General features: G+C 65.1%; 40 protein-coding genes and 1 tRNA gene. 19 read left to right on the top strand and 22 right to left on the bottom strand.

Annotated features, from left to right (window positions below; genetic code table 11):
• Window positions 1–2 precede the first annotated feature (2 nt).
• The 12 genes from AC5P5R_RS09865 to AC5P5R_RS09810 all read right to left on the bottom strand — a co-directional run bounded on the left by AC5P5R_RS09865 (window position 3) and on the right by AC5P5R_RS09810 (window position 4621).
• A complete protein-coding gene (locus AC5P5R_RS09865; RefSeq protein WP_164281533.1) occupies window positions 3–530 on the bottom strand; it encodes a hypothetical protein in 528 nt (175 codons plus the stop codon).
• 4 nt (window positions 531–534) lie between these two features.
• Window positions 535–1038, bottom strand: coding sequence for a hypothetical protein (locus AC5P5R_RS09860; RefSeq protein WP_240458867.1), 504 nt, complete (start codon window positions 1036–1038; stop codon window positions 535–537).
• Window positions 1039–1073: 35 nt separating this feature from the next.
• Entirely contained in the window at window positions 1074–1478 is a 405-nt protein-coding gene (locus AC5P5R_RS09855) for a hypothetical protein (protein WP_164281535.1), read from the bottom strand.
• The gene (locus tag AC5P5R_RS09850; RefSeq protein ID WP_164281536.1) at window positions 1475–1759 is read right to left on the bottom strand and encodes a hypothetical protein; all 285 of its coding nucleotides are present in this window, start codon (window positions 1757–1759) and stop codon (window positions 1475–1477) included. Before AC5P5R_RS09850 ends, AC5P5R_RS09855 begins: the two co-directional genes overlap by 4 nt.
• A 29-nt stretch (window positions 1760–1788) precedes the next feature.
• The gene (locus AC5P5R_RS09845) at window positions 1789–2085 is read right to left on the bottom strand and encodes a hypothetical protein (protein ID WP_164281537.1); all 297 of its coding nucleotides are present in this window, start codon (window positions 2083–2085) and stop codon (window positions 1789–1791) included.
• Between the two features lie 4 nt (window positions 2086–2089).
• Entirely contained in the window at window positions 2090–2419 is a 330-nt protein-coding gene (locus tag AC5P5R_RS09840; RefSeq protein WP_164281538.1) for a hypothetical protein, read from the bottom strand.
• Window positions 2416–2790: a hypothetical protein gene (locus AC5P5R_RS09835; protein WP_005409191.1), complete on the bottom strand. Its 375-nt coding sequence runs from the start codon at window positions 2788–2790 to the stop codon at window positions 2416–2418. The genes AC5P5R_RS09840 and AC5P5R_RS09835 overlap by 4 nt, the downstream gene beginning before the upstream one ends.
• Window positions 2787–3329, bottom strand: coding sequence for a lysozyme (locus AC5P5R_RS09830; protein WP_164281539.1), 543 nt, complete (start codon window positions 3327–3329; stop codon window positions 2787–2789). The genes AC5P5R_RS09835 and AC5P5R_RS09830 overlap by 4 nt, the downstream gene beginning before the upstream one ends.
• The gene (locus tag AC5P5R_RS09825) at window positions 3322–3576 is read right to left on the bottom strand and encodes a hypothetical protein (protein WP_229302640.1); all 255 of its coding nucleotides are present in this window, start codon (window positions 3574–3576) and stop codon (window positions 3322–3324) included. Before AC5P5R_RS09825 ends, AC5P5R_RS09830 begins: the two co-directional genes overlap by 8 nt.
• A 132-nt stretch (window positions 3577–3708) precedes the next feature.
• Window positions 3709–3785 (bottom strand) — tRNA-Met (locus tag AC5P5R_RS09820).
• Window positions 3786–3958: 173 nt separating this feature from the next.
• Window positions 3959–4285 (bottom strand): hypothetical protein, encoded by a 327-nt coding sequence (locus AC5P5R_RS09815; protein WP_005409188.1) that lies wholly within the window; start codon window positions 4283–4285, stop codon window positions 3959–3961.
• Between the two features lie 54 nt (window positions 4286–4339).
• A complete protein-coding gene (locus tag AC5P5R_RS09810) occupies window positions 4340–4621 on the bottom strand; it encodes a hypothetical protein (protein WP_240458868.1) in 282 nt (93 codons plus the stop codon).
• 255 nt (window positions 4622–4876) lie between these two features.
• Between AC5P5R_RS09810 and AC5P5R_RS09805 the strand changes: the two genes are divergently transcribed.
• Entirely contained in the window at window positions 4877–5350 is a 474-nt protein-coding gene (locus AC5P5R_RS09805; protein WP_164281541.1) for a hypothetical protein, read from the top strand.
• On the opposite strand, the gene AC5P5R_RS09800 is transcribed toward AC5P5R_RS09805, so the two are convergent.
• The 8 genes from AC5P5R_RS09800 to AC5P5R_RS09765 form a co-directional block, all read right to left on the bottom strand.
• The gene (locus AC5P5R_RS09800; RefSeq protein WP_240458869.1) at window positions 5334–5990 is read right to left on the bottom strand and encodes a hypothetical protein; all 657 of its coding nucleotides are present in this window, start codon (window positions 5988–5990) and stop codon (window positions 5334–5336) included. The two genes, AC5P5R_RS09805 and AC5P5R_RS09800, sit on opposite strands and share 17 nt — an antisense overlap.
• Window positions 5991–6280: 290 nt before the next feature.
• Entirely contained in the window at window positions 6281–7111 is an 831-nt protein-coding gene (locus tag AC5P5R_RS09795; RefSeq protein ID WP_164281543.1) for a hypothetical protein, read from the bottom strand.
• Window positions 7108–7446: a hypothetical protein gene (locus tag AC5P5R_RS09790; RefSeq protein ID WP_164281544.1), complete on the bottom strand. Its 339-nt coding sequence runs from the start codon at window positions 7444–7446 to the stop codon at window positions 7108–7110. Before AC5P5R_RS09790 ends, AC5P5R_RS09795 begins: the two co-directional genes overlap by 4 nt.
• The gene (locus AC5P5R_RS09785; RefSeq protein WP_164281545.1) at window positions 7443–7874 is read right to left on the bottom strand and encodes a DUF1064 domain-containing protein; all 432 of its coding nucleotides are present in this window, start codon (window positions 7872–7874) and stop codon (window positions 7443–7445) included. Before AC5P5R_RS09785 ends, AC5P5R_RS09790 begins: the two co-directional genes overlap by 4 nt.
• The gene (locus tag AC5P5R_RS09780) at window positions 7871–8410 is read right to left on the bottom strand and encodes a hypothetical protein (protein WP_012479875.1); all 540 of its coding nucleotides are present in this window, start codon (window positions 8408–8410) and stop codon (window positions 7871–7873) included. The genes AC5P5R_RS09785 and AC5P5R_RS09780 overlap by 4 nt, the downstream gene beginning before the upstream one ends.
• Window positions 8407–8961: a hypothetical protein gene (locus tag AC5P5R_RS09775; protein ID WP_164281546.1), complete on the bottom strand. Its 555-nt coding sequence runs from the start codon at window positions 8959–8961 to the stop codon at window positions 8407–8409. Before AC5P5R_RS09775 ends, AC5P5R_RS09780 begins: the two co-directional genes overlap by 4 nt.
• Window positions 8954–10000, bottom strand: a complete 1047-nt coding sequence (locus tag AC5P5R_RS09770; RefSeq protein WP_164281547.1) for a helix-turn-helix domain-containing protein — start codon at window positions 9998–10000, stop codon at window positions 8954–8956. Before AC5P5R_RS09770 ends, AC5P5R_RS09775 begins: the two co-directional genes overlap by 8 nt.
• A gap of 17 nt (window positions 10001–10017) precedes the next feature.
• The gene (locus AC5P5R_RS09765) at window positions 10018–10542 is read right to left on the bottom strand and encodes a phage regulatory CII family protein (protein ID WP_164281548.1); all 525 of its coding nucleotides are present in this window, start codon (window positions 10540–10542) and stop codon (window positions 10018–10020) included.
• 82 nt (window positions 10543–10624) lie between these two features.
• Here AC5P5R_RS09765 and AC5P5R_RS09760 point away from each other — a divergent pair, with 82 nt between their 5' ends.
• The 3 genes from AC5P5R_RS09760 (at window position 10625) to AC5P5R_RS09750 (ending at window position 12050) form a co-directional block, all read left to right on the top strand.
• On the top strand, window positions 10625–10948 hold the full coding sequence (locus AC5P5R_RS09760; protein ID WP_100449833.1) for a hypothetical protein: 324 nt from the start codon (window positions 10625–10627) through the stop codon (window positions 10946–10948).
• 159 nt (window positions 10949–11107) lie between these two features.
• Window positions 11108–11449: a hypothetical protein gene (locus AC5P5R_RS09755; protein ID WP_164281549.1), complete on the top strand. Its 342-nt coding sequence runs from the start codon at window positions 11108–11110 to the stop codon at window positions 11447–11449.
• Between the two features lie 316 nt (window positions 11450–11765).
• Window positions 11766–12050, top strand: a complete 285-nt coding sequence (locus AC5P5R_RS09750; RefSeq protein WP_164281550.1) for a hypothetical protein — start codon at window positions 11766–11768, stop codon at window positions 12048–12050.
• Window positions 12051–12260: 210 nt separating this feature from the next.
• Here AC5P5R_RS09750 and AC5P5R_RS09745 read toward each other — a convergent pair whose 3' ends face one another.
• A complete protein-coding gene (locus AC5P5R_RS09745) occupies window positions 12261–12581 on the bottom strand; it encodes a hypothetical protein (protein ID WP_164172721.1) in 321 nt (106 codons plus the stop codon).
• Here AC5P5R_RS09745 and AC5P5R_RS09740 point away from each other — a divergent pair.
• The 15 genes from AC5P5R_RS09740 to AC5P5R_RS09670 all read left to right on the top strand — a co-directional run bounded on the left by AC5P5R_RS09740 (window position 12580) and on the right by AC5P5R_RS09670 (window position 19551).
• On the top strand, window positions 12580–13038 hold the full coding sequence (locus AC5P5R_RS09740; RefSeq protein ID WP_254388769.1) for a helix-turn-helix domain-containing protein: 459 nt from the start codon (window positions 12580–12582) through the stop codon (window positions 13036–13038). The genes AC5P5R_RS09745 and AC5P5R_RS09740 overlap by 2 nt on opposite strands.
• A 657-nt stretch (window positions 13039–13695) precedes the next feature.
• Window positions 13696–14184 (top strand): hypothetical protein, encoded by a 489-nt coding sequence (locus AC5P5R_RS09735; RefSeq protein ID WP_240458870.1) that lies wholly within the window; start codon window positions 13696–13698, stop codon window positions 14182–14184.
• Window positions 14184–14615, top strand: a complete 432-nt coding sequence (locus AC5P5R_RS09730; RefSeq protein ID WP_164281552.1) for a helix-turn-helix domain-containing protein — start codon at window positions 14184–14186, stop codon at window positions 14613–14615. The genes AC5P5R_RS09735 and AC5P5R_RS09730 overlap by 1 nt, the downstream gene beginning before the upstream one ends.
• Window positions 14612–14890, top strand: a complete 279-nt coding sequence (locus tag AC5P5R_RS09725) for a hypothetical protein (protein WP_111112014.1) — start codon at window positions 14612–14614, stop codon at window positions 14888–14890. Before AC5P5R_RS09730 ends, AC5P5R_RS09725 begins: the two co-directional genes overlap by 4 nt.
• Window positions 14887–15015 carry a hypothetical protein gene (locus AC5P5R_RS09720; RefSeq protein ID WP_258393989.1) on the top strand — a complete coding sequence of 43 codons (129 nt, stop codon included), beginning with the start codon at window positions 14887–14889 and terminating at the stop codon, window positions 15013–15015. Before AC5P5R_RS09725 ends, AC5P5R_RS09720 begins: the two co-directional genes overlap by 4 nt.
• Window positions 15012–15260 (top strand): hypothetical protein, encoded by a 249-nt coding sequence (locus AC5P5R_RS09715; RefSeq protein ID WP_164281553.1) that lies wholly within the window; start codon window positions 15012–15014, stop codon window positions 15258–15260. Before AC5P5R_RS09720 ends, AC5P5R_RS09715 begins: the two co-directional genes overlap by 4 nt.
• Window positions 15257–15520 (top strand): hypothetical protein, encoded by a 264-nt coding sequence (locus AC5P5R_RS09710; RefSeq protein WP_164281554.1) that lies wholly within the window; start codon window positions 15257–15259, stop codon window positions 15518–15520. The genes AC5P5R_RS09715 and AC5P5R_RS09710 overlap by 4 nt, the downstream gene beginning before the upstream one ends.
• Window positions 15517–15675 (top strand): hypothetical protein, encoded by a 159-nt coding sequence (locus tag AC5P5R_RS09705; protein ID WP_005409166.1) that lies wholly within the window; start codon window positions 15517–15519, stop codon window positions 15673–15675. Before AC5P5R_RS09710 ends, AC5P5R_RS09705 begins: the two co-directional genes overlap by 4 nt.
• Window positions 15675–16577: a recombination-associated protein RdgC gene (locus tag AC5P5R_RS09700; RefSeq protein WP_164281555.1), complete on the top strand. Its 903-nt coding sequence runs from the start codon at window positions 15675–15677 to the stop codon at window positions 16575–16577. The genes AC5P5R_RS09705 and AC5P5R_RS09700 overlap by 1 nt, the downstream gene beginning before the upstream one ends.
• 7 nt (window positions 16578–16584) lie before the next feature.
• On the top strand, window positions 16585–16836 hold the full coding sequence (locus tag AC5P5R_RS09695) for a hypothetical protein (RefSeq protein ID WP_164281556.1): 252 nt from the start codon (window positions 16585–16587) through the stop codon (window positions 16834–16836).
• On the top strand, window positions 16833–17549 hold the full coding sequence (locus tag AC5P5R_RS09690; RefSeq protein WP_240458871.1) for a hypothetical protein: 717 nt from the start codon (window positions 16833–16835) through the stop codon (window positions 17547–17549). Before AC5P5R_RS09695 ends, AC5P5R_RS09690 begins: the two co-directional genes overlap by 4 nt.
• A gap of 3 nt (window positions 17550–17552) precedes the next feature.
• Window positions 17553–18278: an HNH endonuclease gene (locus tag AC5P5R_RS09685; RefSeq protein WP_164281557.1), complete on the top strand. Its 726-nt coding sequence runs from the start codon at window positions 17553–17555 to the stop codon at window positions 18276–18278.
• On the top strand, window positions 18259–18516 hold the full coding sequence (locus tag AC5P5R_RS09680) for a hypothetical protein (RefSeq protein WP_164281558.1): 258 nt from the start codon (window positions 18259–18261) through the stop codon (window positions 18514–18516). The genes AC5P5R_RS09685 and AC5P5R_RS09680 overlap by 20 nt, the downstream gene beginning before the upstream one ends.
• Window positions 18517–18518: 2 nt before the next feature.
• Window positions 18519–18827 carry a hypothetical protein gene (locus AC5P5R_RS09675; RefSeq protein WP_164281559.1) on the top strand — a complete coding sequence of 103 codons (309 nt, stop codon included), beginning with the start codon at window positions 18519–18521 and terminating at the stop codon, window positions 18825–18827.
• Entirely contained in the window at window positions 18814–19551 is a 738-nt protein-coding gene (locus AC5P5R_RS09670; protein WP_164281560.1) for a hypothetical protein, read from the top strand. The genes AC5P5R_RS09675 and AC5P5R_RS09670 overlap by 14 nt, the downstream gene beginning before the upstream one ends.
• A 46-nt stretch (window positions 19552–19597) precedes the next feature.
• On the opposite strand, the gene AC5P5R_RS09665 is transcribed toward AC5P5R_RS09670, so the two are convergent.
• Complete coding sequence (locus AC5P5R_RS09665) at window positions 19598–20284, bottom strand: hypothetical protein (RefSeq protein ID WP_088435605.1); 687 nt, start codon at window positions 20282–20284, stop codon at window positions 19598–19600.
• Window positions 20285–20359 lie beyond the last annotated feature (75 nt).

The raw sequence follows: 20359 nt of genomic DNA, 5'->3' as shown, positions 1-20359 counted from the left end.
TATCAGGCCCGCACCACCGGGTTGCCGATCTCGGCGTTGATCTCGCTCACGTCTGTGGCCACGCCCAGGATCTGCAGAATGTGGCCGGCGGCGGTGGTGCCCGACGCCAGAGGCACGACACCGCCTGGCGTGGTGTGGCTCAGCACGTAGGTTGCGCCCGGAGTCAGACCCGAAAGCGAGCTGTTCGGCCCTTCGAAGTACACGGTAGCGTCGCTGCCGATGGCGCCGACACCGGCGCGCACGAATCCATGGGCACGCTTGCCGGCGTTGGTGGCGCTGGCATCAGCCTTGCGCACCTTGGCAGTGCCGGCGTCGTCCCAGATGTTCACGTAGTCGCCGGCGGCCAGCACCTCGCTGGCCGGGTAGATCTTCGTATCCGCGCCAATGCCAGCCGGCAGCAGCGAGTCGTCGAAGCGGCCGTCCGGGCCGAGGGCCGCGATCTTGCCAGCGTCGGAAGCGCCCGCCGACGCGGTGACGCCCTCGACCTCGGTGGTGATGTTGTTCTTGAGCTGCAGGGTCTTGTCGGCCATGGGTTCAGATCCGCGCGATGGGTGAGTCGAAGTCGATCATCAGGGTGGTGGCGTTGAGCGCGCGGCCGACGCACAACAACCAGCCGGTGGCGCCAGGGTTTTGTGTCAGCCCGCCGTCGGCGCCGCACCACACCGCGCCGTCGCGCCAGGTCCAGCTGGCTTCCACGATCGTGCCGGCTAGGCGCACGGCGACTTCGCCGGTGTTGGCCGACTGCAGGGCGATGCCGATGCAGGCCAGCGCGTGCTCCAGCACCGCCGTGTCGGGGTGGTAGGCCTTGCCGTTGTCCACGCGAACCACGCGGTGGCCATGGATCGGCTGGCCAACTGGATACGTCGCTTCTGGCGAGGTGCCGGCCGGTCCGGCCGGGCCCTGCGCGCCGCGCGCTGCAACCTCAACCGTCCGCGTGTCTGCCTGGATTGCCTCGACCTGCGTCGGCCGGGCCGTCGCGACGATCGGCGTGCGGGGATCGCGGATGGCAACGGCGCCGCGGCGCTCGACCACGATCACGCGGGCCGCGTCCTCGCTTGCTCGAATTACAGGCATCAGCGTGTCGTCTCGCCCTGGACAGTGACCTTGCCGGCCACCAGCGGGATCACGTACTCCGGATCCGCGCCTGCCGGCTTGAACAGCTCCAGGCTGTAGCAGTGCTTCACCTTGCGTGCGTTCGCCGGGTTCAGCACCTCGGTGGCCACCGCTGGCACGGTGATCGAGACCATCCCGTCCAACGGATCGGCGATGACCAGCGAACCGTCCGCGGTACTGAGCTCCATGACCAGGGTGTCGGCCTCGGACAGCCCGAACTGACCCGCCAGCGTCCGCACCTGCATCCGCGCCTGGTAGCCGGTCAGATCGAACGGGCTCCCATCCGGGTTGGTGTAGGTGAAGTCGTCCTCCCACGTCGCGCCGCGCACGACCGTGAGGCTGAAGCTGGCGGGCGTCCGGCTCACAGGGTCAGCTGAGCGTGCAGCTCGTTGATGATGTCCAAGGTGGCCGCCGCTGCGTCCCGCCGCTCGAAGAGGTCCTCAAGCAACGGCGAGGCACCGAGTGGCCGGCCCGTCGACGGTGCCGCGTCCGGCTTGCTCGCCGTCAGCACTGGCGCAAGACGCCGCGCAAGCTGCTCGACAGCGATGTGCAGCTCGTGCTGCGCCCGGGCCACGTCCTTCGTGGCGGATTCGATCGGGGTCTGCGGGTCTGCCATTGCGCTTGTGCCGGCCTGCTGGTTCTGCATGTTGCTCTCCTATGGCGCCGGGATGGCGCTCAAAGCTGGATTACGTTCTTGGCGTCGAGCCGGCGCAGGCACTGTTCGCAGACCTTCCGTCGCACGTCGCAGGTGCGGAGCTTGTCGGCCAGCTGGCCGACCACGTCCCCGCCGATGTTGTCCCAGGCGTCAGCGCCTGCCGGATCGGCCGTCACGCGCACGCCGGTGTCTTCGCCGGCGTCCACGCACGGGCGGAAGCACATCGCGTCGCATTGGGCCGGCACACGCTGCAGGTGCTGCGTGCAGCCGGCCAGCAGCACCAGTGCCGCGATCGGGAGAGCCTGGCACAGCCTCATGGCCTCAGCGCTGCGGCCAGTGCCAGCGGCCGGGATGGCTGCCAGATTCTTCGCTGGCCTCGTCGCGGCTGGTGACCCACAGCACGTCATTGCCGTCCAGGAACACCTGGGCGTTGACCTGGCCGTTCGGTTGGACCGCCACAACCAGGGCGGGTAGCACGTCGCCGGCCGCGGCCCTGTTGCCGACGTGCGCCTGGGCACCCACCGGCCAGGTGCTGTCGAGCAGCCGCTCCTGGATGGAGGGACCGCCGGTCCGGCGCGCATTGATGCGGAGCGCGTCGGTGTCGCTCAGGGTGTAGTGGACGATCCGTCCGATCGAGGCCTTCTGGGTCACTTCGCGGTCCTGCTGGTCGGCCCGAGGGCCTGGTTGATGGCATCGACCCGGGCCTGACCCGGGGCGCAGTTGGCTGGCAGCGGCTGCGCTGCAGCTGCTGCTCGGTAGATGGTTCTGGTTCGCTCGCCGCGTGCGGCGATCACTTCGAGCCGCTGCAGCAGTTCGGCGCTGTCGGTCCGAGCTTGGCGCGCGATCCCCGCCGTCACATCCAGCGTGTCCTCGAGGGTGGCGGCGCGGGCCGCAGCCGCAGCCTCACGGCGATCGCCGTACTGCCTGACGTTGAGCCAGAGCGACATGGCCAGCAGGCCGGCCAGGATGGCCACCCACTTCCAGGCTGCCCACCAGGCACTGATCGCCGACCTGGTGATCACTGCAGGCGGCCTTGGCAGGTGGCCATTTCCCACTGCCGGCGATCGATGATGCCGCCGCACTTCGAACGCCACTGCGGCAGCGCGCAATCGCGCTTCACACCGTCGATCCTGACGAGCCGCCACTTCCACATTTCGGTGCATGCGACCTGGCGCTCGCCAGCGTTGAGCCGCTTCGCCGCCGTGCTGGCACAGAAGGCCGGCGTGCCGATGTTGTAGGCAAAGTGGCCCCAGGCCTTGATCTCGTGGAACTCGAACTCGCCACGGACGCACTGGCCCATGTGGCCCAGCATGGTACGCACGTAGGCCGTCTCCAGCTTCGTGCACTCTTCGTCGGTGTAGCGCTTGCCCTTGACCACTGCCGGGCCCGTGATGCCGGCGCAGACGGTCAGGATGCCGGCCGAGTCGTAGTACGCCGTGTACCGGCGTCCCTCGTGGGCCGAATCGTTCGTGCCCAGGGCGGACACCAAAGCGCCGATCAGCGCCAGCGGTGCGGCGGCAAAGCCGACGCGTTGCTTGGTGCTGAGCTTGGCGTCAGCCACGGCGGCGGAACCACGCCCAGAGTCGCCTGGCGTTGCCCATGCGGGCGGTCCACCAGGCCGACCAGTCACCCCAGTTCTTCACCATGACGGTGAACGTCTGGACGATGGTGAAGATGATCGTGCCGATCAGCGCCCAGTCGCTCAGGGTGTAGCCCGGCGAGTAGGTCGCAGCGGTGACGCTCACGGCCGCCCCGATCTTCGAACCTGCGACCGCCAGGTCCGTTGTGATCTGCTCTTTGATGCTCACCGCGGTTCCCCCAATGAAAGGAGGCCGGCATGGCCCACCACTACCGCGGTTGCAAGGTCGCGCGGACACCGGCGGCGCGTCTCACGACGGCCTATGTGCTGGCTTGAGTGGTGGCCATGACTACCGGCCGTTTGGTAGCGGGAGGTGGATTCGAACCACCGACCTCGTGGTTATGAGCCACGCGAGCTGCCGGACTGCTCTACCCCGCAAACAAGAAGGCCGCTGATCAACCAGCGGACTCCCACGTCCTGGTCAATCAACGGCCTTTGAATGGAGGCGCCCATAAGGACGCCCACTGTAGAAATTCAAACCTACTTTCGGTTCCCGAGGCAACTGCGGTTCCTCATGAGGAAGAAATCCTCCTCATGAGGAACAACTGAGGTCAGATATATGAACAAATCCAAGCAGCTTTGTTCCCCGGCGGCTTGCAGTAGGTGTCCAACCACAGACCGAGCATCGCAATCGCACTGAGCACAATGATGATGAAAGAGACCATTGTTCCCCATGGCAGCCCCTGGGGTCTTTCTGCCTCAAACACGTCAAGAAAGCCGTCCACGAGGACGGTAATGGCAAACCCGATCATCACGATGGAGTACAAGGTCGCGCCGCTGTTCCCAGAGAAGCGGTCGCATAGGTACGCGCTAACGGCAGCAATGGCCCACGCGATGGCAAGCCTGTTTCCCAGGATCAGAACCCAGTCAATCTTCATTCGCAACGCCCCCTAGCATGGTTGCCGGCCAATCGATTGCCAATGTCCAAAAGCTCATAACTGGCCCCACGGAATCAGAACGCGCTTCGAAGGTCGGAGTTTGGAAATCTCATTGCGAGTACGCGTCAGCACGGCTTCAAACTCCGTTGCGTTTAGCTTCCCCTCGACCGCAGCATAGAAGGCCTTGGTTACATCGATAGATCGCGTGCGCACAACTGTGGCGGCGTGCACCTCGCGATCCGTGGCCAAATCGTCGGCGACCGCGCCAAGCTGCCTGGGCTCCCAGTAACGAATGACGACAGCGCTATCAAGCTGTTCCAATTCAACTTGCTTCAAGACGCGTTGCGCGTCTCTAAGCAGCGAGTGAAACCGAGACGTCCGGCTTATCACCATGCCGGAGTAATAGCCGGACAACAGCCCTGTGACTAGCCCAGTCCCGAGGCCGATCAAAATGTTCTCGCACAAAGGATCCATCCAGCGCCCCATTTGAAGAATTGTAGGGAAGCGGCCTGCCCCCTAACAAACCTTAACAAATGTGATAATCCCAGCCAATACAGGGAGGGTGTCGCAATGGTTGAGACGGTGCTCGGGATGACTGATCTGCAGATTAAGTTGGCCACGGCAGCTGGCCAACTTGGACTCGCGTTGATGGTATTTTACGTCGCTTGGCGGCAATGGAGGACGGCAAGAAACAAGCTGAAGCTGGACCTGTTCGACCGAAGGTTCGCTGCTTACGAAGAACTACGTGATGCTGCAAACGCATTCCGACGTCGCCACGAAATGAAGCAAGCCGATGCAATGCTGGCGCTTGCCCCAACGTTTCGGTACCTGTTCGGCAGGAAGGTCAGCGAGGCGGTAGTCAAGATGGCAACGCGCGCAATGCACATTGCAAGATTGAGCGAGAAGACGCCGATTCCAGATTTCGCCAGCTCGAGCGTAGATGAGGCTGCTTTGAAGGCTTGGAAGAAGGGCCAACTCGAGCTGTACCAACTGACGAAAGGCTTCGACGACCTACATAGAGCAGTCATCGAGGGCACAAGCGAACATCTCACTCTTGAGCACTAGGCATCTCGTTCATGCTGCTCCACAGCGCCTTCCGAAACCCCTTCCTGCCACCGTGAAGCGCTTCCTCCAGGACAGCGCTGGCGCACTTATGGGCCTTGATGTAGTTGCCCTTGCGAATCTTGGCAGACTTGGCCAGCCCGGCGAACGGCTGCCGCCGCTCTGGCCACACCAGCTCATGTGCTGCGTCGTAGATCACCAGGCGCAGGCGCCAACGATCGGCCGGTTTGCCGAGATCCAGCGGCTGCGGCCGCATTGCACGCACTTCCTTGGCCACCTGACGATAGGCCGCAAGAGAGAGCTTTGCGATCGAAGCTGGACCCATCCTCGTCGCTACGGCGAGCGCGGTGTGCTTCTCCAGCGGATTCCGCATGTAGCCGACCGCGCCGGCGATGTCGCTGCTGCCCAGCGGCGCCAAGGTGCTGCGGCCCTCAACGGGCATGCGGTAGCTCCCGCCGACCAGCAGCCGCGACAGCAGCTCCAGGACGTCGCCCTTGCCCTCGTCGTCGAATCCATCCGGGGCTGCGCCGCGGCGCCGCTGGCCTGCACTGTCGTCCGCCGCCGCTGGAAGAACGGGCGCACGGCGGCACCAGGCATCCAGCGCCGCCGCCAGAGCGCCGGCGGGATCCGGACCAACGAACACTGCTGAGGATGCCCCGCAGCTGCAGCACTGAATCTGTGCACCGCGGGGGAACAGGCCCGCCGCGGCGGTGCCGCACCGGCCGCACTGGAGAGGTGCTGCGCTATCAAATACGCCGGTTCGCGGACCGCACCGCTGGCACTGGAACTGCACAGGCTGTGACTCGCGGGCGGGCCAGCACACCCTGGCCCTGCCATTGCAGTTGGCGCAAGAGGGGATCCTCTTCCTTTCGAGGAAAGCCACCTCGAGCTCTCGCGCGGCTGCGAGCGCGTTGGTACCGACTGCAGTTTCGTTCATGACGTCTGTTCCTGGATCTTCTCTGCAGCAGCTGCAGCGCGCGCCTCGCGCGCCTGGGCCAACACCTGGGCATAGGCCTCGGGGTGCTGGTCCTCGAATGCCGGGAGAGTCCCACGGGCCCATTTCCCTTCGCCGAGTTGCTTCAGCCATCCATCGGAAGCGCAGAAGCGGCGCGGATCCACGCCATGGGCCCGGACGCCCTTCGCGGTGGTGAATCCGTCGAGCTCGAGATCGGCCAGCACCTTCAGCGCTCCGACCTTCCAAGGCGTGAGTTGAATCGGTGCCGGTACGCCAGCGGCGACCTTCGGCACGAACTCGGGCAGCTCGCAGCGCTGGGTGGGGTTCCAGTCGAACCATGCGGTGGCGCCCCACCACTCTCTGAGCGCACCGCCGGCGGTGTCCCACGGCGCGTACTGATGGAGGCCGTGTCGGTGTACTTCCCGCTGGATTCCCTCACCCGGCTGTGGATTCCATCGGCTGGTACAGCTATCTGGCACCAGGACCTGCACGCCCAGCGCATCGAGCATCCGTGCAATGCCGTAGTTTGCTGGCGTTGTACAGGGAACCAGCACGGCCCTGAAATCAGGGCCTCGCTGATCCGCATTGCTCCAGTGCGCCGGCAGGATCTGATCGGCCACCTTGGCGTTGAGCTGCAGTTTCGCCTCGATACCGAGCTGGTGCCCGGTGGCCTTCCACACAGCTAGGATGTCGAAGCCGGCCGTCTCGGGGTAGATCTCCCAGCCGTCCGCAGCGGTCAGGCAGTCGATCAGGCACGTGCACAGCGCGGCCTCTGTCGGGAACCGCGCCTTGAGCTCTGCAGGTTTCATTGGCCCTTCCTCTTGAATGCCTTGGCCATGCCGTCGTACTTGACGACGTCGGCGACCAGTTGCGAGTCCTGAGCAGCACGGGCGGCGCGCTCAGCCTCGCAGGCCGGTACCGGCAGCGCGCGGAGCTCCGCAAGCCGGGCACGGGCCTGGTTGACCTTGTCCTCGGCCCAGAGCGCCTTGGTCGCAAATGGCCGGTCCTTCGTGGGGCGGTAGACCTTGGGCGGCCCGCCCGCCGAGCAGCGCCGTTCGATCTCGCGCAGCAGGTCGGTGGTGGCCACCGCACTGAGGTCGACCCGAGTGCCCGCTGCGCTGCCGCTCGATCTCCAGCCGCTCATGCCAGCAGCACCTTGATCGGATAGTGGTGCTCGACCTCGCGCTTCTTGATGCGGAACTCCTTCGTCTCCCGCCCCTTCACGTCCACGAAGTCGACGTTCCCATCGCGCAGGAACACCAGGAAGTCCAGGACGTACCTGGTTCCGCCGGGCAGGTGGATCGGCACCTGACGCAGCCAGAAATGCACCTCGCCGGCCTGCTGCCGCAGTTTGAGCTGCTCGTAGTAGCGCGCCTCGCGCTTTGAGTCGAAGCGGATCCCGTCCACGGTGGTGATCACGTTGCCGTACTTCGGCCGCTTCTCCATCGGTGCACGCACGTGGTGCTCGGCCGGCCCCCGCGTAGGTGCAGCCTGGCCAGCCTTGTGCACCAGCTGCTGCATGCCCTGCGGCATGTCCTCGATGCGGTTGTAGCGAAGGCCCCGGTTACTCATTGGCCACCGTCCTGCGGCAGACCCAGCAACCGTGCGGCGCGCGCCTCGAAGGCCTCCATCTGGCTTCGAACCCTGAGCTCGAATGCCGCATGTTCCTTGGTCACATCCGCCAGCAGCGCGGCGCACTCGGCCTGCAGGAATGCTAGGCGCTGATCAATGGTGATCTGGCGGAGCTGGGTTCCCTGCCCCGCCATCGGTGACGCAGCAGCCAACGGGGCCGCGCTCCTGCCCGGGGCCGACGGCTGCACTACCCGTGCTTGGCCAGCTGCGGCCGACCAGGTCGGCTCGGCACGACCGTAGCGTCGATTGGCCTTGTCCTCGCCCTGGATGACCAGCTGCTCGCCGAGCATGCCGCGGAGGATGCCGGCGACCGCGGCAGGAGTGATGGCAGCGCATTCCCTGGGGTGACCCAGGGCGAGCGCCAGTGTAGTCATGCCCTCGTGCACTTCGGAGGCCGTCATCGGCTCGCTGGCCTGCTGCAGGGCATACAGCACCTGCGACCGGTGGTAGCTGCGCAGTTGCTCCTGGTCGATCATCGATCCAGCCCTGCCGCTGCCATCTTCCCCGTCGTCGGCGCGTGGTCGTCGTTGCCGGGCTCTGCATATCCGTTGCCGAAGATCTCCGCGATCTCGCGCTCGGCACGGCGGAGGGCTTCAGGGCTGGCCGGTACCGGCCTGGTCACAGCGGCTTGGCCAAGCACCGCCAACGGCTCTTCCGGCAGCTTCCCGCCGCGCATCACGTACTCGCGCGCCTGGTCGTAAGCTTCGCGCAACAGGCGATCGCTTTTGTCGGCGCTCGACGTGCGGTAGCGATGGCCGTCCAGGTACTGCCACACCAGGCGCGTGAAGCCATCCTGGCGGCCGGTGTCGTTGCGGACAGCCGCGAAGCTCGGCACGCCGAGGCAGCGCAGACGGAATTCCGGCAGGGTCGGTGGCCACGGGTCAGCCGAGGCGATGCTCGAGCCCAGCCCCGCAGCCAGCTGCTCCCCGGTGAGCCCGGCAAGCCCCTTCGCCCACGTCGCGGCGGCGCCGCCGCTGGGATCCTCGCCGTAGGCGCTGGTCCAGCGGTAGCCGTAGATCTCAGCCATGCGCACCCACAGCGTTCGCGTAGCCCGGGCCGTCAAGGGCGCCTGCTGCGCCGGCGGCGGCGTCTGCCTCTGCAGCGGCGTCACGGAGCTCGTCCTCTTCTGCTCGACGTCGGACGCGTTCGGCAGCAGAGCCTGAATTGTTGGCATGGTCGGTCCCCTCGGGTTTCGGTGTTACGGGCAGTGCCAGGCCTGCAGCCATCGTCTGGCGCAGGGAGCGGTTGAGGTCGTGGCCGTCGGCGGTGAGCTGGCGGAATCGCGGCTGCAGCTCCAGCCAGCTGCTGATCGTCATCGGCTTTCCCAGCACACGGCGGTGCCGCACGAACCTGGCCAGGACTTGCGGGTCCAGACCCGCCGGCAAACGGGGGATGCCCATCAGCTCGCGATTGACCTCGTCGATGCTGAGCTGCGGCATCACCGCTTCGTCGTCGCGCGCCTGCGCGTTTGACGATTCAATGACCTTTACTGACCTTTCATGACCTTTAGGGTCCGTCTCGCGGACCGGTTGAGTACGCGAGACGGACCGGTCGGGTCCGCCAGACGTACCGGTCGAGTCCGCGAGACGCACCGGTCGTTCTTGCGTACCGGTATCTGCCGCGTACCGGTCGGCGCCTTCAGTCTCTTCCGACCCGTCCGTGACGCGTACCGGTTCGGCCTCCGTACAGGTACGCGTGGCGGACCGGTCAGGACCCTCGTTGCTCTCGGACAGGTCCGTATGGCGAACCGGCTTGGATGCACGTCGCGGTTTCGATGCGAATGCGTTCTTGTCCAGACGGCCAAGGTTGAGGCTGTACCGGTTGCTGTACTTCGTCCCGCCGGCGTCGCTGCCGCCACGTCGAATAGTCAGCACCTGGTTGTCTTCCAGCCACGCGATCGCGCTGAGCAGCGCTGTCTTGCTCAGGCAGGTCTTCTCGATCAACGTGGTGAAGCCCGGGAAGGCCATGCCGAAGTCGTCTGCGTGCCACGCGATCGCCATCAGCACCGCCTTTGCGGGCGGCGGCATCTGCAGTGGCCAGCAGAGCTTCGTGATTTCGTTGCTCATTACGCAGGCCTATCCCGTTACGGGCAGCCCACCACTACGACGGCGTTTGCCCTGGCAGGCGCGCTCCATTCGTTGGGGCTGCTGAACTGCGCGCGACCCTGTCCATGGACGGCACCCTGGCGCGGCTCCGGCGCGGGCGTGTTGAGGCGTTCCAACTGGCTCGCGACGCGCTCGGAGGCAGCCGCGCATTGCGCCTGCACGTCGAGCAGCTGCTGCATCAACGCCTGCCGGCGATGCTCGGTGGGGATGGGACGGACCTCATAGCCGAGATCTGCGGCCATGGCCAGGAAGAGCTGGTGCCGGCCAAAGCGGCGCATCAGCGCCCACAGCTCACCGATCTTGAAGAACTCGGCCTTGTTGGGGTTGAGGCAGCTGTTGAACTTAGCCACAGCGCTGGCCCAGTCCTTCAGCTTCTCCTGATCCCAGAAGCCGTTGTCCAGCAGGAACTGGATCATTTCATTGCGGGTGTGGGCGTCGACGTCGCAGGTGGCCTTCAGGGCCGCCAGGGCGTCATGCAGCCAGGTTTCTTCGATCCAGGGCATGGGAGTCCTCGGTAGTAAGGGCGGGTCCTCCGGCTGGCAGAATGGGGGTGCGAACCAACCAACCCACCAACCGGAGAGACCCATGAACACGTTCTTGGAACAGGAACTGCGCGACCTGATTGCGGGATGTCAGATCCAGATCAAGACGCTTCGCAATGACCTGGAAGTCGCCAGCGGTACCGCCATTGCGACCAACGTCGCTCTGCACGGGCTCATTGCTACCCTCCCCGACCTGGATCTGGCCGCAAGAGCCCTCGTATCCGTGCGGCAAAATTTCGCAGCGACCGCAGCACCAGCATCTTCAGCGGAGGCCGCCGCCGCGTTCGACCAGACGTTTGTCGCGCTCCAGCAGACGATCGAGAACCGGAAGAACGTTCTGGCGCGCAAGGCTCAATCTCCCCAGTGAAGCTGAAGCCCGGTCGCCCACCGGCGGCCGGGTGAACCCTGCCGGCAGCGAAGCTCGGCTTTTCAGATTCGTCAGTCATTCAACGCTCCGTAGATGGGGGTACGCGCCTGTGCTGGTCCGCTGGCAGAATCAGCGTCCTCTGAACAATTGAGCTCCCCCATGACCCCATCCGAACTGGAAGCCCGATTCGCCCAATTCGACGAACGAATCGCCGCGTTGGAGGCTGAAAAGCAGGCGAACAGCTGGTTCACGCTGGCCGTCATTGGCAGTCATCCCGACACAGAAATGCTGCTTGAGATGGTTCGCGCCGCCATCCAAACACTGCGCGGCAAAACCTCGCCCGAAGCCCCGGCCGGCGTGGCCGCTGCAACCGTGCTTCGCCTGCTGGAGATCGAGCGTCAGATCCTGAAGGCGCAGCAGAGCCGACAGGAGCTGGCGGAAGCGGCGGAGGCGGAGCGGCTGTTGGAACGGCAACGCGCTGGATCTGAGCAGGAACGCTAGAAGCTGGCTGCCGCTGCTCCAGCGCGCGCACCCGGCGCTCAAGCGCGCCGATGCGCTGCAGGGCCGCGACCATGACGGTGGGGGTATCCGCGGGCAGCCGCGCAGCGCTTCGTGAGGGGGGGCTTCGTCGATCAGCGGCCATGGCACCCTCGGGAAAAGGTGGCGATCTCCGGGTAGGCTTGGTGGTACCACCCAACCCAACCCACCACGGAGATCCCCATGGACCAGGAAGTTGTGCAGCGGCTCGCGGCTTTGGAGAGCGCCGCTCATCGAGCAGAGCCGGCAGATCGGCGAGCAGCAGAGACAGATCGTGGATATGGCCAACGCACTGAACAGCTTGACGGAAGCCAACAACAGCTCTTTCGAAGGCCTACTGACGAAGGAGTTCAAGGACATGGGTACCGACGTCGTGCAACAGACCATCATCAATGGCCTCCTTGCACGATCTGACGAAGCCACAAAGCGAGACGTCCAAGCGGCTCTGCAAGTCGCGTATGAAGCGTTCGGGGAAAAGATCCCCGATCCGCACTTTCTCCGCCAGTTTGAAGCTGCTGCGGACGCAGTGTTCCCTGGTATTCGGCTAGTGCCTGCCGCTGACTGACCATCCTTGCGGCCTGCTGCTCCTGCTCGGCGATGCTCGAGCGGACACTCTCCATTGCCGCCTCGAAACGTTCATTGGCGGGCTGCTGGTAGTGCGCGACCTGGGCTTCCAGGTCGCGGACCCTCTGCCGCAGCGCGCGCAGCTCCCTGCGATCCCGGCCATGGCCTCGATCCTCCCCTTTGCGAGGATTGCTGAGGTGTCGGCGGGCCATCAGGCTGTCTCCAGCGGGACGATGCGGCCGGCGTCCACATCGCCGCTCGGTTCGGCGCGCAATTCCATAACCGGATCCATAACCGGATCCGCCTGCGCCACCACTTCGGCTAGGCCGCCCCGCTCCAGGCCCTCGAAGGCATTCAGCGCCTCGATCAGCTGCTGCAGGCTGGCGATCGTCGGGTTCGTGATCTGCCCGTGCGCCAGCTTCGTCAGCCACGAATAGCCGATGTCCGGGTTCTGCCGGGCGATCTCGGCGTACTTCCCTTCATGCGCACGCAGGCGCACCACGGTTTGATGCAAGAGGGTATCGGCGTCCATGCGCGACTTTGTAGCACTACAATGCTTATTCGACAAGCACCAAAATGCGCAGACCGGTGCTTACGCTGAACGAATGGCGAAAGTAGACCCAGTGGTAACGATTGCAGACAACGTCCGCCGCTTCATGCAGGCGCGCGGCGACTCCCAGGCAGCGCTGGCTCAGCGGGCTGGCGTATCGCAACGCGCGATCGGCGACCTCATGACGTATGGCCGCGGGCATTTCAAGAATCCGACAGTCCGGACTATCGACGCCATAGCAGCAGCCTATTCCGTAGCCCCTTGGGCACTGTTGCTGCCGAATTTCCCTTCAGATCCTGCTGTCTTAGAGTCGGTTTCAACGTTGCTCGGAAACTACTTGGACCTGGAGGCCGGGGATCGGGAAACCGTGGATCGCTTGGTCTCGGCCATGGGCAGAGGCACAGGCAGCCATTCGGTTAAGCAGCGATCTGCGGGGTAGCCTGTGTCGCTTCTCTGGACGGGATGCTGGTGCCAGTGGATTGAAGAGGCCACTGGGACTGCCGTACTCCGTGTCGAGAAGAATCCTGCAATCTACGTTGTAGCGTCGGTCGATCGTCAAGATTCCGCGCGTCTCCCTCAGCACTCATTCTGGGAGTGGTCCGCACCTACTCCAGGCACTGCGGTCCTTTACCCTCGGGACGGCTCGAAGAATCGCCTCAAGATTGATGTGGTACTCACCACCGCAGAGTACGGCGTCGCCAGGTGGTTTGCGGCGCGAGCCGCCGATTGGCAGCCTGCCATATTTGGCAACTGGCTCGGCGGCAATGCAAACGTGCCTGAAACAATGGACCCACGAGAAGGCGCTTGGCGCCTGGCGGTCGCGCGGTTCTGGGATCAGCCCTCGAACAGCCGCATCTACTACGACCTCGAGACCCGCGATGTCTGCTGGGAGCTGATGCAGATCGCTGAGCACGCCTGGGCCTCCGCGCCGTCGGTCCTTCCGGACGAAGCACTGAAGGCAGCTCGCGACACCTTGGTCCAGCGCGGAAAGTGGCCTCGCGCAATGCCTCCGCCACTGCCATAGGCATTAAAGTGCTTGACAAGGCATAATTAAGCACTAGAGTGCTCACCATCCCAAGCACGGATGGTTGAGCACATGTCTGCACTGTCTTCGTCGCTGTACCTGGCACTGGGGGCTCTCGGAGCCACCGGCCTTGGCGCCCTCTTCTCCCCATCGTCCCCTTCCACAGAGGAACCCGGCCAGGCCGTCCGGGCACCAGCTGCGCTGGTGATCACCAGCCCGCGCATCTGCGCGGCGCTGGAGGTCTACACCCTGTCCAGCGAGAACGACTGGGGCCTGCGCACCACCATTGCCCAGGCGGTGCTCAACGGCTTCAACGACACCGGCCGTGTGCCGGACTGCGCGGCCGGCGTGTCCGCCGCGCTCGCCAAGGACTTCTCCCCCTACCGCTGGCAGCTCGCGCTCGATGCCGTCGACGCGGTTGTCGCCGGCACCTACTCCGTTTCCCCCGACGCCTGCGCCCGGGCCAATACCGTCGTCCCCCTGTCGACGGAAGCCACCTCCCCTGTGGTGGCCCGGGCGCGGTGCGTCATCTATGACTTGGCCTTCGTGGAGGTGCACTGATGGCCGCCACCGAACGTCGCTGCCGGGTCTGCAGCTGCACCGACCTGCAGGCTTGCCCCGGCGGTTGCTCCTGGGCCGGCCCCGACCTCTGCAGCAGCTGCGCCACGGCCGCCGGCGCGGGCGCCGAAGGCACCATGGCGGTCGTCGCGCGCCAGCGCCTGCTGATCGCCGGCAGCAGCATCAAGCTCAGCCGCACAGAGGCCTTGGTGATGAAGGTTCTGGTCGGGTCACCTGATCGCCTGGTGGAGGTCGACGCGCTGCATGCCGCGATGTACCCGAACAGCAAACCGCCGTCGCGCGAGTCCAACGTCCTGCAGGTGCTTGTGTCGCGCGTGCGCCGCAAGCTCGCTGCCGCTGGCCATAAGCACGCCATCGAGACCATTCGACTGCGCGGCTATCGCTTCGTGATGCCCCAAGGCGGTACCGCATGAGCGCCCCTATCGATGTGCGGGAGATCCTCGCGCGAATCGCGCGCACCAATGCTCAGTTCGCGACCACTGCCGACCGCGACCAGATGGTGCGAGTGGGCGAAACCATGCTGAAGAAGCAGGCTGCTGACCTCCAATCCGTCCTTGAAGCACTCGATGAACTGATCGGTGCGGCCCAGGCCGTCGAGAACAGCTGCGTGCGACATGACGCCAATGATGCAGATCTGTTCCGCCGTCTGGATGCGGCAATCGCCCGCGTCAAAGGCGGTGCCGCATGAACACGGAAGAGATCATCGCCGAGGCCACCGGTGCGCTGTTCCGGCGCGTGCTGGCCATCGGCACCGCCGCCGGCTTCGTGCTGGGCGTGTTCGCAACCCTCGGATCCCGAGCGGTGCTGTCATGACCATCGTGAACATGACCGTCGACGCAGAGATCGACCTCGATGACCTGGTCGCCAATCTCGGCGCCGCCAGCAAGGACTACCTCGCCGGGCTGCTGATGGTCAAAGGCGAGGCCGCGCGCGCGCCTGACGGCCGTACGTTCGAGCAGATCATCGAAGCCGCCTTCTACGAGGCCCGCGCCATGTCCCCGGTGCCGTCGGCACTGGCCGACCTGTTATGGGTAGTGCACGGGAGGGTGATGTCATGACGGCGGACCTACACCTGCTGGGCCATGGCGTCGACGCCATCGTGCAGCACGACCTGGACCGTATGCCGCCGGCGATCACTGCCGCAGCGCGCGTGCAGCGCTACCACCGCGCGGTGTGTATCGCACCACCGGACCAGTGGCGCGCGCTGCGAATCCGCTTTGGTTCGATCTTCCAGATCGCCTGGAGCGCGGGGATGAAGCCGGACCTGGCCACCTGGGCGCGCAAGTTCCAGCGCATCGCCGAGGCCTGCCGACCATGAGGCTCTTCCACGTCCACATCCCGGGCGTGGTCAGACCGCACAGCGTCATCGCAGAAGCCGAGCAGGCGGCGATCGACGACGCGCTCTACACCCTGGGCCTTTCCGAGCTGCCCGAAGGCAGCAGCGTCACTTCTGAACAGACCGGAGACACCTGATGTTCTTCCGCAATCTCACGATGTTCACCTATCCGCAACTGCAGATGTTCGACTGGCAGGAAGGCCTGCAGGCAAGCGCCCTGAAACCGGTAGGCGCGCTGGAAATGTGCTCGGTCGGCTTCATTTCACCGTTCGGCCGCGAAGAGAAGGAGCTGCTGTCGCATGAGGTCGGCCGATGCGTGTGGATGGCCATCGGCGCCGAAGAGAAGATCCTGCCGCCGGCGGTGGTGAGCAACCTGCTCGACCTCAAGCTGCAGGACATCGAAGAGCAGGAAGGGCGTCGCCCCGGCGGCCGCGAACGGAAACGCATCAAGGACGACCTGCTGCACGAGCTGCTGCCTCGGGCCTTCGTCCGCCCAACCCGCACGGATCTCTACCTGGACCACCAGCGCGGCGTCGTGTTCGTCGACACCAGCAGCCGCAAGACCGGCGAGGCCGCCATGAGCCAGCTGCGCAATGTGGTCGGCAGCTTCCCCGCTCTGCCCCTGAACGCCGAGGTATCGCCGCGGGCGATCCTGACCAGCTGGGTTGCCGGCGAGCCCCTGCCCGAAGGCCTCAGCCTGGGCGAGGAGTGCGAGCTGCGCGATCCGGTCGAGGGCGGCGCAATCGTTCGCTGCCAGCACCACGAACTGCGCTGCGACGAGGTCGACCTGCACCTGGAGACGGGCAAGCAGGTCACCAAGCTCGCCCTGGTGCTGGATGACCACCTCTCCTTCGTCCTCGGCGACGACCTGATCGTTCGAAAGCTCCGCTTCCTGGACGGCGCATTGGACCAACTCGACCAAGGTGATGAGGACGGCCGGCGTGCCGAGCTCGATACCCGTTTCGCACTGCAGATCGGGGAAGTGGGTCGCCTCTACGACCTGGTCCGCGAGCACTTCCGCCTCACCACCTACGCCTGAGGGCCTCATGTATCCGATCCTCGTGACCAGCCGCCGCCCATTCCTCAACATGCTCCTGGCCAGCCTGCTGAGCCAGGCGCGGCCCTACCCTGCAGCACCTGCAGCACCTGTGCGTCGCATGCCGGCACGTCACCGGACGACCTGGGCACCGCCGGGCGGCGGCCGGGCTGAGCGTGCCCGCCGCCTGCGCCAGATCGAGGCCGGCACGTTGACCGCAGCCAGCGACCTGGTCGCGACCTACGAGGGCGAGCAGCCGTGAGCCGGGTGCGCGCCTTCATCTGTGCCCTGTTCGGCTGCGCCCGAGACTGGCCGGATATTGAATCGTGCGGCCGCTGCGGCAGCTACATGGATCTCCAGGCGCCGCCCCGCACTGTGGGCCGTCGCGTGCTGGACCGCGTTGCCACTGAACTGATCCAGCGCGGCACCCGCACGCCCTACTTCCACCTGGTCAACGCCGATGGCACGCCTTACATGGACCGTTTCTGGCTGCTGCGTCTTGGTCGCGCCGGCGTCGACGACCGTGGCCAGCCCCGGCCCTGGTTGGCCCTGCGCCTGCACCACATTCGCAGCAGCGACCACGGTGGCATCTTCCATGATCACCCTTGGTCCTTCTTCAGCCTGATCCTTCGCGGTGGGTACTTCGAGCACCGGCCCTTCGACGGGCCGCTGCCGGCGGTACCGGACGCGGTGCCGTCGGCGATCGCCGAGGAACCGTATTCGTCGACCTGGTACGGCGCTGGCCAGCTGCTGTTCCGCTGTGCTGAGGGCTGGCATCGGATCGCCCTTGCCGAGGACCTGCAAGCTCAAGGTACCTGGACGCTGGTGCTGACGCTGCCCCCGCGCGCCCACAGCTGGGGCTTCCGCATCCGCGGCCAGAAGGTCGAGCACCGCGCGTACTTCCGGAAGGAAGCAGTCCGGGAGCGCGCGCGGCAGCAGAACCAGTTCCCGAACGGCTCGGATTGGACCCCGTGAGCCATGGTGCGCAAGTCACACCCCAACGCGCGCCGGCCATGGACGGTCGACGAGGACGAGACGCTGCGGCTCAACTGGCCGCGGTTCCCCGCCTTCCTGATCGCGCACGTCCTCGAACGGCCCACAGCCGCGGTGTACCGGCGGGCTGCGGCTCTGGGCCTGCAGAAGGCCGACGACTTCCATACCCAACCGCTGGCCGCGCTCTGGAACGGGACGCAGGAGCCGGGATCGATCGCCTCGCGCTTCAAGCCCGGCACCACACCGTCGAACAAGGGACTGCGCAGGCCGGGCTGGCACGCCGGCCGAATGCGGGAAACCCAGTTCAAGAAGGGGCGGCCGGCCAGCGAGGCGCGCAACTACGTGCCGATCGGGACCGAGAAGGTCGATCCGAAACGGAAGGTGCTGATGCGCAAGGTCACAGACGACCCAGCCCTGTTCCCGGTCAATCGCTGGCGACCGGTGCACGTGATGGTCTGGGAGGCGGAAAACGGCCCGGTACCGGAGGGACACATCGTGGTGTTCCGGCCGGGCCTGAAGACGCTGGTCGCCGCAGAGATCACTGCTGATCGCCTCGAGACCGTCACCCTCGCCGAGAACATGCGGCGCAACAGCTACCACAACCGGTTCCCTCCGGAACTGAAAGAACTGGTCCACCTGAAGGCGCGAATCACCCGCCGGGTCAGGAGGCGAATCAAGGAGCAAGAAGAAGATGAAGAACAAGGTCAGTGATGTGCGCGATCACCTGGTGGCCATGCTCGAACGCCTGGGCGACGACGACCTGAGTGCAGAGCAGATGGGCCAGGTCATCGAGCGCGCCAAGGCCACCACCATCGTGGCCACCACCTACATCGGCGCGGTGAAGGTCGAGCTCGACGCAATCCGGTTGGCTCACGAAACCGGGAACCTGACGGCGGCGGTTGCCGAGCCCCAGCAGCTCCCCACGCTGCCGCCGAGCCAGAGGCGCTGACGATGACTGCCAAGCGACCCACGCCGGCCTTCGCCTGCGACATTGCCGCGGGCCCTGATCACACTGCCGTTGCAGAGATCGTGGCCGGCAAGGTCACCAACGTCCGTCATCTGCCTCGCCAAGATCCGCTCACGAAAAAGTCGCAGGTTCTCCTAGTGCTGAAGGCCGGCGGACGCATCGTCACGGGCCACCGCCCGGGCCTGCTGCAGCTGCTCGACACCGAGGACAGCCCAGTGCCTGCCTGGCAAACCGCCCTGAAGGCTGCCCAGCCCTCCCCCGCACGTTCCGGAGATACCCATGAACCGCAGTGACGTCCTCCCCCGCTTCCTTGCCGATACGGCCACCCATGAGCTGCGGATTGTGGTGGACGACGGCGTGCACCGCCACCTGCAGTTCCGGCGCCCCGGCACCTACTGCTACGGATTCGACATCGTGACCTGGCCCGGACACCTGGCGATCTCCGGCGACATGGGCACCGCCGTTTTCAACCGCCTGCACGACATGTTCGAGTTCTTCCGCGCAACGCCTGCAGAGCATGAGAAGGCCGGCGGCCTGTTCGTAAATGACGGCTACTGGGCCGAGAAGTGCGAGGCCAACGACGGTGGGAAGAAGGAATTCAGCGCGCGCCTCTTCCGCGACCTGGTGATGCGCCTGTTCAAGGAATACGTCGAGGAACGCGTAGAGCCTGACGACTTGGCGGATCCAGACACGCGCCCGGAATGGGTGGCCCGGCTGTGGCAGGAGCTCGAGCTCGAAGTGCTGAATGACTCGGAAGACCACGACGCACTGAGCAATGCGATCAGCGCTATGTCGGACTTCGCGCCGAGCGACCCCGACTACAGCGACTTTCGCATCACTGACGCCTGGGAATACGCATCCTCGCTGCAGCAGTACACCTTCCACTTCCTCTGGCGCCTGTACGCGATCGCCCGCGCGATCCGCGCCTACGACGATGCCGCCGACACTGCCGAGCCGTCAGGACTGCCAGCCGACATCGCCATACCTATCCAACTGACCGAGGCCACCAATGCGTGAGGACCGCAACGACCTCAATACTGGCTTAATCGCAAACAACGCGCACCTATGGGCGCTCTCCCCTCCCCGCGCGGAGATCGAACTTGGAGAAATCGTAGGGTTCTGCCCCAGAGAACGCCCGAACGTTTGCAGCTGTTTCCATGCAATAGGCAGAGAAAATTTCGACGTACTCCTTGAGACTTCTTACCTGCTCCATCGAGCCTGCAAACACCCTTATCTCTGCAGGGAAGTGATTAGTGCGAGTGTGCGTCTTCACCTGCGAAAGCAACGTCTTGCAGTTTGCGCTCAATGTGCGGCTGTACCCAATCAACACTGCGAGATCATTCCCAATGTTCTCTGGCAAGTAGTGAAGTCTATCTTCCGATTTCTCGGTACCAGGCAGAAGCGATTGCTCCCCCAACCGGAATGTGCGCTCCAAGAAACCGACCTCCTCTTCGGTTGTTGGAGCACCTCGATTCAGAGCCCTGATGCAGTGCTGATGCAGGATATACAGCTGCGTCGGCAATTCCGAGACCTCGTGTACCAGCACTCGAGCGACGATCCGAGCGTTGCCGTCCCTCGCCCCAACGATTTCCAGGTGCTGCTGCTTGGCGATTCTTGTCGCCTCGGCAGCAATCGACGTCGCTTTGCGAGACGTCCGATAGGCAAGGACTGCAACGACTGTTGTGGCCAACACCGCAAACACACCAACCCAAACCGATGCCCAGGCTGCGACCATGGATAGCAAAGCCATCAGGACACCTGCCCAATCGGCCAAGTTCCCTAGATCAGCAGCCACCAAACAAGTGCTCACCCGCATCCCCTTTCT

The sequence above is a fragment of the Stenotrophomonas sp. YJH_SMC_19 genome, assembly GCF_059367915.1.
The sequence above is the reverse complement of the archived record's forward strand: the minus strand, read 5'-3'. Positions and strand labels throughout refer to the sequence as shown.